This is a genomic window from Segatella oris, assembly GCF_900637655.1.
Taxonomy (GTDB): Bacteria; Bacteroidota; Bacteroidia; order Bacteroidales; family Bacteroidaceae; genus Prevotella; species Prevotella oris.
Genome location: NZ_LR134384.1, coordinates 1,295,446 through 1,309,841, shown reverse-complemented (window position 1 = coordinate 1,309,841; position 14,396 = coordinate 1,295,446). Strand labels below are relative to the sequence as shown.

Here is a 14,396-nt window from a genome sequence, read left to right as displayed (position 1 = left end):
TCTTTGCATCAAACATCATAATAAACTGACAATCAATATATTGCAATCTAAAAGACTATCTTTAGAAATATATAATACTCCTCTCCCCCTTCTCTTTTTCCTTTCCTTTTTATTTCTTCTTTTCCAACACTTGAATAGATATATTTTCCTGCGGTTTCTTTTGGTAAGTCTTTCTGTCAATCTTACCATTGAAGGTTCGATGAATGCTGTCAGTTTCCTCATAAAGAACCGGAATTTTATAGGTTTCGAGTCTTGTTTTGAGAAAAGCGATGAGTTCTTTCCTATCATAATCATGACGAGGAACAACGAAAAGCTTTAAGACATTGCCTATGACAGGATGCATAGCACAAACGCAAACACAATCTTTCACTGCAGGAAAAGCCAGCACAGCATCTTCAACTTCTGTCGGAGCGACCTTATATCCACCAATATTTATCGTATCATCACCCCTCCCCTGCAATCGCAGGCGACCTTTTTCATCAACATACCCCAAGTCGGCAGTCTTGATAACTCCGTCACGCAGCACCATCGCCGTTGCCTCATCATCATTCCAATAGCCCGACATGAGGGTCTTTCCCTTGCAGGCAACATGCCCATCTTCGGTGATAAAGAACGAGGAATGCTTCATCGGAAGGCCTAAACAGCCGGCAAGACACTCGTCATCATTATAGTCGTATGTAGAGATAATACCCGTTTCGGTAGAAGCATAAGTATTGTATAATCGGCTATGGGGCAGCAACTCACAGAACAACTTCATATCAGAGGCAGCCATTGGTGCAGCTCCTGTTTCTATAAAATCAATTTTATCCGCACTGGCTTTCAGCTCTTTCTTCCACAATGTTATAAGCATTCGGATTGCCGATGGAACCAAGAATGTCGCCACTTTTGTGGGTGCATCCTCAATAGCATTAAAGAATTTATGGATATCTTTCATTCCTTCAATAATGCAAATAGTGCCCCCCACGTAAATCGTTGGATAAACCTTCGACAAGCTGCCTATATGATTTAGCGGCCCATTGATGATAAACGTCAGATCAGAACTAAACCCTTGAGCATGCACAAGGTTCTCTGCATTCGCCCAAATCGCTTGATGACTGATCATCACAGCCTTTGCATTGCCAGTAGTTCCCGTGGTATAAAGAATATCTGCTACATCATGTGGAGCCGTCTGCTGCGACAACAAGCGGGAATATTCATTATACTTCTGTGCAGGAATATCCTTATGTAAAGGAACGGCAACAGCTCCCGAAAGATGGATTGCAAAGTAAGAGATGAGAAAATCAGCCGTTGAAGTGGCGATCATCGGAATGAGTTGCCCCCTCATTCCCTTCATTGAAGCAGCCTTATCTAAAACCAATTGATACAAGTGGCCATAGGTGTAAGACTCGCCATTGCACAGAAGCGCAAGCTTATCAGGATGAAGTTCGGCATTCTCACGCAGCTTATCTTCAATCATCATCTTTGTTCAGCTTTCGTTTCACCAATTCAACCAGACTATCAAGTGTCTTGAAGTTTCTTGGCGTTACATCTGAATGGCTCAACTCTATACCATACATTTCAGAGAGAACCATCAAGATTGTCGTTATTCCCAACGAGTCAAGTTCCTGGAAAAGGAATTCTGAATCGAAATCAACTATTGGTAAGATTTCTTCTAACTTTCTGCGAATATCTTCTTTCATATCTATGTTTATTTTCGTTTAATTATATGTAAAATGGAGTTATAAAGAAAAGACTTTTAGGTCGTTATGCCCTTCCTTTTCAACATCCAAACATTCTATTACCTCCAGATTATCAACCAAATCCTTGGCACAATAAGTCAGTAAAGCCTTTCTGTTTTCATCCGTTTCATAAACCAGCACCTTTGTTTGTTTATGTACCAATGCATAAAGCAAGGCAAACTCACCGTATCCACCGTTCTTAACAAGGACAACAGGAGGTTCATCCATAGAGTCAACGTATTGTGTATAATTATTATTGTTCTTCAGTTTCCTACACACTGCGCGGAAAATCTCCTCACCCTTATAGCGATAGCGATCCAAAACAAGAGGCGAAAAGTAAGATGCCGTCTCTGTCTGACGGGCTATCTGGGCATACTCCTTCTTGTAGAAGTCATGTAACTGAGACGTAAGTTCTGCATAAGGTGTTTTCCCTTTGTGATTCATCCGCCCATAAGCCCTTATCGTCATCTGACCAGGGAACACCTGGATGCTATTCCTTGGAAGTACCATATTCAATCCATGAATGATGAACGGCTGAATATCAAGCTGATATCGTTCAGCCAATAAGAACGCACCTTTATGGAAACGGCGTATCGAAGAATGTGCATTGCGTATGCCTTCGGGGAAGATAACAAGACTATAACCATTAGCCACATAGCTCTTGATGAGGTTATCGTCTATGGAATTCATATCGCACAACGTTATAAAACCATTCCATTTGAATATCCTCCTGATAATGGGATTACAGCTTACTTTCTCATTTGAAACAAGAATTGTCTTTGGACTTAATGCCATGAATATGGCTGCATCGAGCATCGATTGATGATTACTGATGATGATTGAAGACGTTGAGAAAGTCTCATCTGTAATGCCTTCCACTGAAAACTTCACACGCGGAATATGCTTTAAGTCAAACAAGAACAGACGCTGCTGATAACGCCTGAGCCACAAACGACGTCTCTCGGAATGGGGCAAAAGCTCCAAAAGAACAATTCCCAACAGATAGACCGTAAACAATTGGATAAAGAATACCAATGCACTGAGTCCCATTACAGCGAGGTTGATAATGGAGATTGGACGTTGTCTGTATTTCCCTGATGACTTCACAAGAAACTTAAAGATAAGTGGAGGGAAAATATAAGCCATTAAAACAACCGAGAGCATTCCCGCAATTGTCACCTCTGCCAAAGAATGTAGTGCCGGGTGGCGAGCCACAATCAGAGTGCCAATACCGATAAACATGATTAAGGCAGAAATGATAATTGAATGCTTGTAAGATGCAAGCATCTTGCGCCGATAAGCATATTCATACATCGAGCCTTCTGTCATAAATATGGTATAGTCGTCACCCTGACCAAAAATAAACGTGGCAAGAATGATATTGACAATATTGAACTGCATTCCAAACAATGACATAATGCCCAATATCCACAACCAGCTCACTGCCATCGGGATAAAAGACAGCAGCGCCAGCTCAAGACTGCCAAAGGATAACCACAAGAAGAAGAACACAATGCAACCACAAGCCAAGCCAATATAGTTGAAGTCATTTGACAAATGATTGGCTATGGCACTGTTCATGCTTACAATATCAAAGCTGAAACTATCGGTATCAGACAATGCGTCTTTCACTCTCTTGACATCATTGTCTTTTACAGAAAGCACATTTACAACGCTATACCGTTTACCGATACTGTCTGTGCTGAGATTACCGGCAAAGAGAGATTTCGTCAGCGGAGAGAAATAAGAAATGGGCTGTAACTGATAAGTCTTGTCTAACAACGCGTAAAAGTCTTCAAAACTCTCTGCAGCAAAACCTTCCGCTTGCATTGAAGAGCGCAAAGAAGACGTAAGTTTCTCTTTATGGCGATGCAAGAAGTCCTGCCATAGCGCCAGCCTACGCTTTTGTTCAGCTGTAGAAACAATAAACTGACTGCAAGAACTGTAATCATGAATCATCTTCAACTTCACCAACTTGTCAAGGGTCGGCTGTAAACGGAGATTCTTATCCAATGCGCCATTCATCGTTGAGTCGGAAGTCACAGCATAAACCTTTTGATACTCACCATTAGTGGCCATAGTGCGTTGGAAATAAGCCATATCAGCCTTCTGCTCCTCTGTCATATAGTTGATATTAGACATGTTGGCATCAAACTTTGTCTGAAAACTGAAATACCCAAAAACCAAAGTCAAAACAACGACTATCGTAACAACAACCGGTTTGTTTTCTAAAGAAACATCACTTATCCTATCTAAAAACGTATGTTTCACTTCCTTGGTTTCCTTAGAAACATGCGGGAGATAAATCAAAACAAAGACTATCGTTCCTATTAATAGGAAAGAACTGAACAAACCTAAGTCTTTCAAAGCTACTGACTGCAATGGAACCAATGCTAAGAACGCACCTACGGTCGTGATATTGCCCACAAGGAGAGGCATCACAATCTCGCGCAAAGCTCTTTTCTTATCAGGCGTATGAGAGAGATGAGCGATGAAATGCAATGGATAATTAACAGCAATACCCAAGATAACTGAACTTATTCCAATAACGATGATAGAAACACTGTCGTGAAGTAAAGCCAATCCTCCCATAGCAAAGAGCCAGCCCCACGCTATGGATAGGGCTATCAAGAAGATATTACGTAGATTGCGCAGCGTGAAAAGAAGCAGCGCCATGATGAGTATTACGGCTATGGTGACAGACAAAATACTGTCGGACTTGATTTGGGAAGCATTGCCCACAGCTATAACAGGGCCACCGATAATATGGATATCAAGATTTTTATGGTGAGAAATCACCTTCTTGCTACATGCCTGCAGCAATGAAATGAGTTGCGTGTTGTTCTCCGTTTCACTTGCTCCATACGGAGAATTTATCATCACAATGGCTTTCTGCATATCGGGAGAAAAGATATGACCATCATACAACTCATACTTAAGACTTGTGTCTGTATGCTGCAGTTTCTGTACGACAGGGGTAAAAAGATTAAGAGGATCACGTTGTATGTTATCAGAAAGCATGCCTCCTGCAGGAAACATCAGCATCTGCTTATCCTGCTGCAACTGTCCGGACATGTAATCGGGCGCATTGAGCACACTGTCCATCCGCGCATAATCTTTCTCTGTAAGAAAGTAGGGAATATTGTTATAAACGAAGTCGGTTACCTCAGACAGTTTCTCTAAATCCACCTGCGACACGATATTAGATATCATATGGGCCGTATCACTTCTCTGTATATCTTCAACGAAAGCATCTATACTCCCCACCATCATCTCCGGGTCGGCCTTAGTTGTGTCACGATATTGGAAAACCGCGAATATCTTGTTGGCTCCTGATATATCCTGATAAACCTTCAATGCATTGTGATGTTCACTGTCAACGGGCAGGAAGTCGGCTATATCCTCCTTATAGTTCAGACGGAGTACCGACATAACCAAGAGTAAAGTCACAACCACGAAAGAAAGCACACAGAGCATTCTATGCGCCTTCATATAATCATATAACCTCTGTACTGTTTCTGTCATCCTATTTATTTTTTACCGGGTTGGAATAGATTCCCAAGAATATATCCATCAGCTTTTCTATATCACAAGTGTCATATTGCTCCAGACGCTTAAGATGATTCATAAATGCGGTTTTCTGTTCCTGCGTGTAACATTCCTGATACTTGGTTGTCCCATAGCGCAGGTCATAGGCAATATAGTTGTTTGGATAAAGCCGATAAGCCGTGTTAATCCTACTGTCTAAAAGCTTAGCCACAGACTTGTGATATTCATTGTTTGTCAATGTTTCAAACTTGGCCAATTCTACATAGGCTACAGGGTCGCAAAGTTCAAAATGCACTCTGCCTTTATCCTGTATTATTCCCGTGAGAATACTGTTAAGGTCTTCTCCCGGCTTTTTGGTATATTTGGAGAATTGAGACTCATAGAGTTCGAGTGTCTTCAGTATGTCACAAGGTTCCCACTCATAGGAAACTGCCACCGGCACAATATGCAGCTGATCAATCGCTTTTATCTTATCTTCGGGACAAGACATGCAGAACATTTTGATGATACCTTGGTCTGTGGCATCATTTCCGTCTTTTGTCCGTCCATTGCGTTGAGCTATCCAAACAGACTGTCCTTTCTCCGTGATGACATATCGGATATATTCTGACAGATGCTTTGAACTTCGGTAGAAATCCTTTATGTTATTGCTTGGACGTTCCACCTTAAACATCTTGTTGCTTTTCCCGATATCAATTACCAGCTGATTCATCATCAGGTTTGCACCGAACGTTATTTCTGTAGTATCAAAATCTCTCGTTACCAAGAAATACTGAAGTAAACTGGAATCCAACATGATATCACGATGATTGGATACAAAGAGATAATGCTCATCAGGACTTAACTTATCCAAACCGGAACAAGTAAACTCTGAAATACTATGTTCTATCACACGCTGATTGACCATGCGCATGGTTTCAGTCTGGAACTCTTTTACGGTCTTATAGTCAGCAATACGCTGCCGCACCTCTTCAATCGGTTCGTTGGGATAAACATAAGATGCCAAAATCGGAAATGAAGAGCTATTGGCAATGCGTACCATAGCCGCAGGTATTTCCTCAGCATTATAAGGTCTGATGTCGTCAAATTGTTTCTTGTCCATTGTTATTATGAATTCTGTTTAAGCGTCTATCTTCCCGCTTCCAAGGGGTTGGAAAGCCTGTTTTTTCTATTTTCGGCTCATCCAAGGGGTTGGAAAGCCATTTTCTTCAGTTTTCAGCTCATCCAAGGGGTTGGAAAGCCAATTTCTTCAGTTTTTTGCTCATCCAAGGGGTTGGAAAGCCATTTTCTTCAGTTTTCAGCTCATCCAAGGGGTTGGAAAGCCATTTTTCCTGTTTTCTGCTCATCCAAGGGGTTGGAAAGCCTGTTTGAGGCGTTTTTTCAGTTTCGGCCGTGGCCGAAACGTAGTTTTCTCCATTTTTAAGCTTTCGGCCATAGCCGAAACGCTGTTTTTGTTGTTTTTTACTCTTCGGCCGCGGCCGAAAGTCAATTTTCTCCGTTTTTAAGCTTTCGGCCATGGCCGAAACGCTGTTTTCGTTGTTTTTTACTCTTCGGCCGTGGCCGAAAGCCAATTTTCTCCGTTTTCTGCTCATCCGAGCCCTCGGAAAGCCAATTTTTCTTGTTTTCTGCTCATCCGAGCCCTCGGAATGCCATTTTTTCTTGTTTTCTGCTCATCAGAGGCCTCGGAAAGCCATTTTTTCTTGTTTCTTGCTCATCCGAGCCCTCGGAAAGCTGTTTTTTCCTATTTCCTGCTCATCCGAGCCCTCGGAAAGCCAATTTATCTTGTTTTCTGCTCGTCCGAGGCCTCGGACGAACCTTTTTTTACCTCCGCCGCTCCATCGGAACTTAATGCTTAAGCCGAATTCACGGATCATTATGGTCTGAATTATTCATATTAAGCGCTGTAAGCCATTTCAGAAACTCTGTTTTCCATTGCCTGCATTCAGCCGTTCCCTTGTGTTCTGTTGCCCCAAAGCCATGTCCACCCGTTTTATACTGTATATAGCGATGAGGTATTTTGCGGCTTGTCAGAGCAGAATCGAGCAATTCGGAATTGCGATATTTCACAATCGGATCGTCCTTACAATTAACCAAGAACACGGGAGGACAATCTTGAGGAACATGCCGTTCAAGCGAGAGCTTCTCTCTTAACTGTTGATTGTTCTTTCGGCTGTCGCCCAACAAAGCCCGACGAGAGCGCTTGTGCACACATCTATCGACCATTGTTACAACAGGATAAACAGGTACGACGAAAGCCGGGCGCTCTGCCGCTGACAGTTGTTCTGCCGCTGACATCACGAGATGGCCTCCTGCAGAGAACCCCATTGCACCAATTCGGTTTGGATTAATACCATATTCCCGAGCGTGAGCCCGTATATATTTCATTGCCTGCTGCAAGTCATTCAATGCATCCGGATATCGGTTTCCTCTGAAAAGATATCGGAAATGAGTGAAATAAGCCCAGAAACCGGCCGTACGATAACGCAGGACAAAAGCCGAAATGCCATTTTTCTGCAGCCATTTCCCTACTGTTCTTCCTTCGGCTTCCATGTCATGCCAAAAATAACTTCCTCCCGGGCAGACAATGACAGCAGCATTATTATTCCCCTCTGCCAAATAAGGAGTCAGTGGAACAGCCTTTCTGATGCCTGTCCCCTGCCAGATATTAACACTTACGCCGTTGTTCTGTGCATCAACGAACAACAGCCTAAGACAAAGAAAGAATAATATCACATAACGTTTCCTATTCATTGACTATAGCGTTTATCTTATTCACAATATAATTTCTTCCCAAGATTGCCTCAACAGTATTGATTGCTGTGAGCGGAACACCACAGAAGCCCGGAAGGTTATTATTCTGCCCTGTCAGCAAAAGATTATCAACCTTTGTAACCACAGGAAGCTGAGAGGCGACCATGTTCTTATAGTCTTTACTAAAGCCACACATCGTGCCCTCTTTCGCTCCGTAGAAGTCACGAATGGTGAGAGGTGTAGCCGTATTTATCTCATCAATACAAGCTTTGAAACCGGGATGAAACTCTTCTACTTTGTTTAACAGCAATTGAGACTTCTCTTCTTTCCAAGTTTCATAATCGGCACCACGCCTGCCCACCTTAGTATCCTCCCATTGTGCCACATCTTCGTACAACATAGGAGCTGTTATCAAAGCCTTGGTGCTATAAGGGCCTTGATGTTCTTCCGGAGGAGTCATAAAGAGAAATCCTAAAGGCCATTGTTTATCTGGCTTTCCAAAATTCCATATCTCATCATACCTCGTCATATAATATTCAGAGTGATTGATATAGGGGAAGGTATCGGGCTTCAACTTGATATATACAGAAAAAGCAGAATAAGAATTTGGAATAGAATCAAGCCTTGTACGATAAGCTTTTGGGAAAGCCCTCTCTGGCAAGAGCTTTAACAAAGCACATGGATGAATTGCCGAGATATAGTAATCGGCTTGATACTGATTATTCTTATTGGTCCTTACGAAATCTATATGACGATTGTTTACTTCGCCCCACTCAACACCTTCGTTTTTATGGATTGTTCCACCAGCCGACTCGATGACAGAAACCAACAAGTCGGCAAACTTATCACTCCCGCCAACAAATCGACTTGCCCCCTGCATATAAAGCGAACTGATAATAGCATGGACAAAGGCAGGACTTTCATCTCCCCGTCCACCATAGAGGGGATTCATGTAAGCAACAACACTGCGAAGTTTAGGATCTTTGATATACTTTGCAATGAAAGCATCTGCCGCTATCATGAAATTATCCGAGTGCGTAGTCAGCATGTCAGAAGATGGACGAAGATGAAATAGACTTATCTCATCTACAAGACCAAATACGGCATCTACATAAGCTTTAAGATTTTCTTTTTCGTTAGGGAAATGCTCTGCCAGAGAGTTTACAAATCCCTCCCTCCCCTTTTGTATATGATAAGTATGCTTATCTTCTGCGAAATACAAACTATCGGTACATTCGTCATCGACGTTCATCAATGACACCTTGTCTACTATACCTAAATACTGACAGATACGATAGATGTTGCCTCCAGGACGCATTCCCCCAATAACATGCATCCCTGTATCGAATTTCAAGCCAAAACGCTTGAAGTTCTGCAGGCCGCCACCTACTGTTGTATTCTTCTCCAAGACCGTAACCTTAAAACCCTCTTTGGACAGTATTGCTCCAGTAAATAAACCACCTAATCCGCCACCTATGATTACTGCTGTTCTCATTTATTTGCCTCCTTTATCTATTCATAGATTGTCTTTGCTGACAATAATTCACTACAGGTAACAATTGCACCCACCAAGACACCTAACATACCATGCGAATTGATATTCTGCCCTGTAAGATAAACATTGGGAACCTTTGTCCGTTGTGGAACCCTGCAGGCACTCCCCAAGTTGATATCCTTAGCATTACCATACATAGAGCCTCCTTCTGTTCCTGTATAATCAAGATACGTAAGAGGGGTTGAAGTGTAATAGGTTTGAATTTTTGAACGTATCCCAGGGAAATGCATCTCCAACACGCTTAGAAGTTTTTCTGCTTTTGCTTTCTTAAATTCTTCATACGCTTTCCCCCGCTTACCAACAGAAGTTCCTCTCCATTTTTCTACATCAGACATCTGCATATACGAAAGGATGACGCCCGTGGAAGCATATTGTGTATCATCGTCTGGACAAAAATGCATATAGAGAAACCCCTTAGGCCAACTCTCTTCTGTATACTTTTCACAATCCCAAGGACTTTCATACTGATAACCATAATAGTTATAATTAAGATAAGGAACAGTCTTGTCCTTGAAATGCAAATAAACAGAAAAGCCTCCTACGGTTTGCGGAATATTATTGATTCTTTTACGAAAAGCAGGACGAATTAATTTTGTATCAAGCATCTCCAATGTACGCATTGGATGTGTGTCAGAAATGACAATATTACAAGGTATGACCTCTTCATTACTCACTTCAACGCCAACCGCATGACTTTCATCACAAATAATCTTAGTTACCTTCTTCCTCGTTAGCACTTCCCCACCATAACGCTTGATGGTATCAGTCAATGCAAAAGCAATCTTATCACTACCGCCCTTTACCCGAAACGCACTCTGATTATAGAAATCCATGATAAAGGCATGTGTGGAGAAAGGAGTCTTATCCTTCTCTGCTGCATAAAGAGGGAGATTTCCAACCAGCACTTTAGCTAAAGTGGGATTGGTGATAATCTCATCTATTACTTCATTGATAGACCGCAACTGATACTCCATATTAAGCGCTGCATCAGACTCGGCATACTTTAGGGAATGCAAGGAAGATGCATTGGCTATATCTTCAACCAAATCACAATACTTCACCAAGTTGGCATGTTGATCTGGAAAATATTCAGACATCTTCTTAACAAAAGCTTCTTTTCCATTAGCAAACTGATATTGCTTCCCACCTAAAGCCACAACATCATATCCTTGAGAATCAAGTTGTGAAAGTGTCACTTCCTCATCTATCTCTAAATATTTCATCAACTTATTCAAGGTCTGGCCAGGTGCAGCACTTCCAATGAAATGCATGCCTGTTTCAAACTTTGCACCATGACGTGTAAAGCACTGCAAGCATCCACCAATCTGATTTCCTTGTTCCAATACAGTTACATCGTAGCCGTTCTTTGCCAAGATTACACCAGACGATAAACCGCCAAGACCACTACCTATAATAACAACCTTCTCTTGCTTTATCATTGTTCCAATCTGTTAGCTATCTCTTCATATTTCTGTATATATCGCCTACGCATCGTTGAAGCTTGTTTCTTCAAATCACCCATTGCAGAAAGTTCATTCTGTGTTAAAGGTTTATCCACCTCTATACAGAATGTTCCTTTATGTAAATGATAACTTGTCTTAGGAAGTATTTTTCCTGGTCCATAAAGATACATTGGGAGGACCTCTAAATTAAACTCTTTTGCCAAATAGAAAGCTCCTTGATGAAACCGCCCTATCCTGCAATCCTTAGACCGCGTGCCTTCCGGATAAACTGCTATACTGTAACCACGCTCTATAAGCGAACGTAGATGAGGCATAATCTCTTCTATTCCCTCTTTAACCGGCAGATATTCTGCATTGCGGATAAGAGAACCATAAAATGGATTATTCCAAACCCAGGCATTGGTAAGGAAAACTATTTTCGGTGTGAAAACCAACTGACACATCAAATCAAGATGAGACTGATGATTACAGATAATAATTCGGGGGGTGTTAAAATCCAAGCCATCAGGCATCTTGTAGTGAAACTTTGTTCCTGGTATACCATGATGTATCATCACAAATCGGGATGCATGATAAATAAGCAGGTGAAGACGATACCTCTTCTTCTCGGTCATCTTTCCAAACCTCGTGTAAATCCAAACAAAGGGCGTAAAGATTACCAACGTAAAAAAAAGAAAGAATAATAAGGAATAAGCCGTTCGCAGGAATAACATAAACAGTCTACCTAAACGTAAAGGCATACCATAAACAACAGCCAAAATGCATAATACAGTATTAAGCATACTTATTCTCGCAAAGTCCACACCCGGTCTGAAATGACTTACGCGCTCTGCACGCGGAGGATAATAAACTCCAACAGGAACAGAAACAATTTTCACACCGTGCCACGATGCAAAAACAAGCAACTCCAACTCTGCCTCATAACGTGAAGTGAGCAATGATAATCCATGCAACTTTCGCAAAGGATAAAGACGATATCCTGTTTGCGTATCTTTTAATGCCCTACCCGTTTGCACATAAAACCAAAAATTAGAGAACTGATTTGCAAACTTACTTCCTCCAGAACGATCCGCACCTTCTAACTGCCTATTGCCAATAATCAATGATTGAGGAAATTCCTGATTGGCTTTTAAGAACAGTAAGATATCTTCAGGATAATGCTGCCCATCTCCGTCAAGAGTAATTGCATAAGAAAATCCTGCCTCCAATGCTTTCCTAAATCCCATTTTCAAGGCATGGCCTTTACCTTTATTTTGCGGATATGAAACAATTGTAATATGAGCAATTCCATGTAGTATATCCATGGTATTATCCGTACAACCATCTGCAACAACAATAACATCATCGCAGTAGCAAAGAGTTTTCTCGACTACAGCTTTTATGGTTCCCCCATTATTGTAAGTAGGAATAACAACACAGATAGACCTGCGCCTTAACTGTTCTTTTATATTGCTGTCCGGCAAACCCTTTCCCGCGTATAAAAGGGTATGTCGAAGATTAAACTTTGACGCACCCTCTTTCCTGTCTTTTTGGATTGTTCTGATTTCCATAAGTCTGCAATTTAAGTGATAAATATGTTTCGGGACTCCCCGAAAACCTGTTTTTCAGATTTTTCGAGTTTCGGGACTCCCCGACAGCTCATTTTTCAAGAAAACAACTCGTCGGGACATCCCGAAACATTGTTTTTCTGAATTTCAACCTTTCGGGATGCCCCGAAGCCCCATTTTTCCGTTTTCCGAGATTTCCCAATGCCGAGACGAGACGATGATACCATTTTTTAATACTTGGTGAAATGCAAGCCCCCACAGAGTAAAAGTGTTTGTATTGCTTATAGACAAACGGATTGCAGACATCCAATCTGTTTTTACCGGACAGCAATAGTTCTTTTATATCCACATTCATCATACGCATTGCATCACTAAAGAAATCTTAGCCATCGTTTTGTGCTCAGAAAGTACTACCACCTGCGCTTCAACCTTCGTTCCATCCTCTGACAAGTCCATTTTCTTAACTTGATAAACAAGTTGTTTCGTTTCATTTGGAGAAATCACAGAAAGAAATTTCACATTCTTCACCTTGATAATTTCCAACGTCTGAGGCTTTGATGTTTGTTCTGCCAACAATTCTTCAATAAGTTCTTTGCCAATCTGAACAATACAAACACCAGGAGTGATAGGTTCACCAGGGAAATGAGCCTGATAGATAAAACAAGAAGGAATGAGTTGAATTGTATAATCAACGACACCGCTTTCGTCTTCCTTACCAATTATCTTATAGATATTATTCTTCAGTTGCATTCGCGTTTTCCTCCGTTACTTTAGGTTTATCACTGTCATGCATCAATGAGAACACATACTTAATATGGTATTTCCCATCTTCATATGTTGAAATTCCTTTCAGTAAGTTTTCTATCACACACTGCAAATCTTTTTTGAGCACGCGGCGGATATACCACTTGTCAAGCATCTTTATAACTTGCACCAACTTTACTTTCTTTGCAGAAGGGTGATATGTAAACTCTAATGCTGTAATTCCAAACTCATTAAATATCACACCACGATACACATCAGTTTCCCTTACCACCACAGATATACCACTGAGATATCCCTTTGACATCTCTATGGTAGTAGCATATTTCATCTTACAACCTATACTATCCCGTAAAGGTTGCTGATCTGACGCAACAAACTCCTGTGCCCTCACTACCATAGAAGATAGAGAGAGTAGGAGAATACTAATTGATAGTAAAAACCTTTGCATTAATTGGACTGTTAACTTTTACGTTTTTCATCTCAATAACAGTATGGTCACCACGCTTCTCAACAAGTTCAACCTTTGCAACCATAGCTCGCTGTCTGTTAAAATGAAGGATTATCTTCTGAAACATCTGTTGCATCTGTTTCTGTTGTGGAAAAAGTGTTGCAATGTATTCTGTCGGTGTTGCAGAAAGACTTACCTTAAAATCTTTCTTATCATTCAAGCATTTGCCTACGACGCTATTCATCATGATGCGCGCAATCTCCTTGAAAAACTTGCTTTGCTCTACATTAATGACATCATTACGTTTACCTTTACTTATAAGGACCTTTGAATCATTCAATATAAAGGTGTATGAATAAGGAGAAGTATATTCCCAACGAAGTTTATCACTTTGTTGGTAATACATTTTGCCTCGTGACACCATTTTATCATTAAGCATGCGGAGTGTCTTCGTCTGCACAAAATCACATTGCATTGTCTTCATATTTGCAGCAGCGTTCTCTATCTGCTGCCTGACAGTAGTCTCATTAAAACTTTGTGCATTGGCATTAGCTATACACAAAACCATAAAAAATAACAATAACTTTTTCATTTTACATC

At 41.1% G+C, this 14,396-nt stretch carries 12 protein-coding genes; all 12 read right to left on the bottom strand.

The window, feature by feature from the left end; genetic code table 11:
• Positions 1-109: 109 nt before the first annotated feature.
• Entirely contained in the window at positions 110-1,459 is a 1,350-nt protein-coding gene (locus EL210_RS05325; protein WP_018920741.1) for a class I adenylate-forming enzyme family protein, read from the bottom strand.
• Positions 1,449-1,679 carry a phosphopantetheine-binding protein gene (locus tag EL210_RS05320; RefSeq protein ID WP_018920742.1) on the bottom strand — a complete coding sequence of 77 codons (231 nt, stop codon included), beginning with the start codon at positions 1,677-1,679 and terminating at the stop codon, positions 1,449-1,451. The genes EL210_RS05325 and EL210_RS05320 overlap by 11 nt, the downstream gene beginning before the upstream one ends.
• 39 nt (positions 1,680-1,718) lie before the next feature.
• The gene (locus tag EL210_RS05315) at positions 1,719-5,243 is read right to left on the bottom strand and encodes an MMPL family transporter (protein ID WP_018920743.1); all 3,525 of its coding nucleotides are present in this window, start codon (positions 5,241-5,243) and stop codon (positions 1,719-1,721) included.
• 1 nt (position 5,244) lies between these two features.
• Positions 5,245-6,369 carry a 1-acyl-sn-glycerol-3-phosphate acyltransferase gene (locus tag EL210_RS05310; RefSeq protein ID WP_018920744.1) on the bottom strand — a complete coding sequence of 375 codons (1,125 nt, stop codon included), beginning with the start codon at positions 6,367-6,369 and terminating at the stop codon, positions 5,245-5,247.
• Between the two features lie 118 nt (positions 6,370-6,487).
• Positions 6,488-6,859: a hypothetical protein gene (locus EL210_RS13770; protein WP_018920745.1), complete on the bottom strand. Its 372-nt coding sequence runs from the start codon at positions 6,857-6,859 to the stop codon at positions 6,488-6,490.
• A 271-nt stretch (positions 6,860-7,130) separates the two neighbouring features.
• Positions 7,131-8,018: an alpha/beta hydrolase gene (locus tag EL210_RS05300; protein ID WP_025879636.1), complete on the bottom strand. Its 888-nt coding sequence runs from the start codon at positions 8,016-8,018 to the stop codon at positions 7,131-7,133.
• Complete coding sequence (locus tag EL210_RS05295) at positions 8,011-9,513, bottom strand: phytoene desaturase family protein (RefSeq protein ID WP_018920748.1); 1,503 nt, start codon at positions 9,511-9,513, stop codon at positions 8,011-8,013. The genes EL210_RS05300 and EL210_RS05295 overlap by 8 nt, the downstream gene beginning before the upstream one ends.
• Positions 9,514-9,530: 17 nt before the next feature.
• The gene (locus EL210_RS05290; RefSeq protein ID WP_018920749.1) at positions 9,531-11,012 is read right to left on the bottom strand and encodes a phytoene desaturase family protein; all 1,482 of its coding nucleotides are present in this window, start codon (positions 11,010-11,012) and stop codon (positions 9,531-9,533) included.
• On the bottom strand, positions 11,009-12,586 hold the full coding sequence (locus EL210_RS05285) for a 1-acyl-sn-glycerol-3-phosphate acyltransferase (RefSeq protein WP_018920750.1): 1,578 nt from the start codon (positions 12,584-12,586) through the stop codon (positions 11,009-11,011). Before EL210_RS05285 ends, EL210_RS05290 begins: the two co-directional genes overlap by 4 nt.
• Before the next feature lie 351 nt (positions 12,587-12,937).
• Positions 12,938-13,333: a hotdog family protein gene (locus EL210_RS05275; protein WP_018920752.1), complete on the bottom strand. Its 396-nt coding sequence runs from the start codon at positions 13,331-13,333 to the stop codon at positions 12,938-12,940.
• A complete protein-coding gene (locus EL210_RS05270; RefSeq protein WP_004378534.1) occupies positions 13,317-13,796 on the bottom strand; it encodes a hypothetical protein in 480 nt (159 codons plus the stop codon). The genes EL210_RS05275 and EL210_RS05270 overlap by 17 nt, the downstream gene beginning before the upstream one ends.
• Positions 13,771-14,388 (bottom strand): LolA family protein, encoded by a 618-nt coding sequence (locus tag EL210_RS05265; RefSeq protein WP_025879634.1) that lies wholly within the window; start codon positions 14,386-14,388, stop codon positions 13,771-13,773. Before EL210_RS05265 ends, EL210_RS05270 begins: the two co-directional genes overlap by 26 nt.
• Between the last annotated feature and the right edge of the window lie 8 nt (positions 14,389-14,396).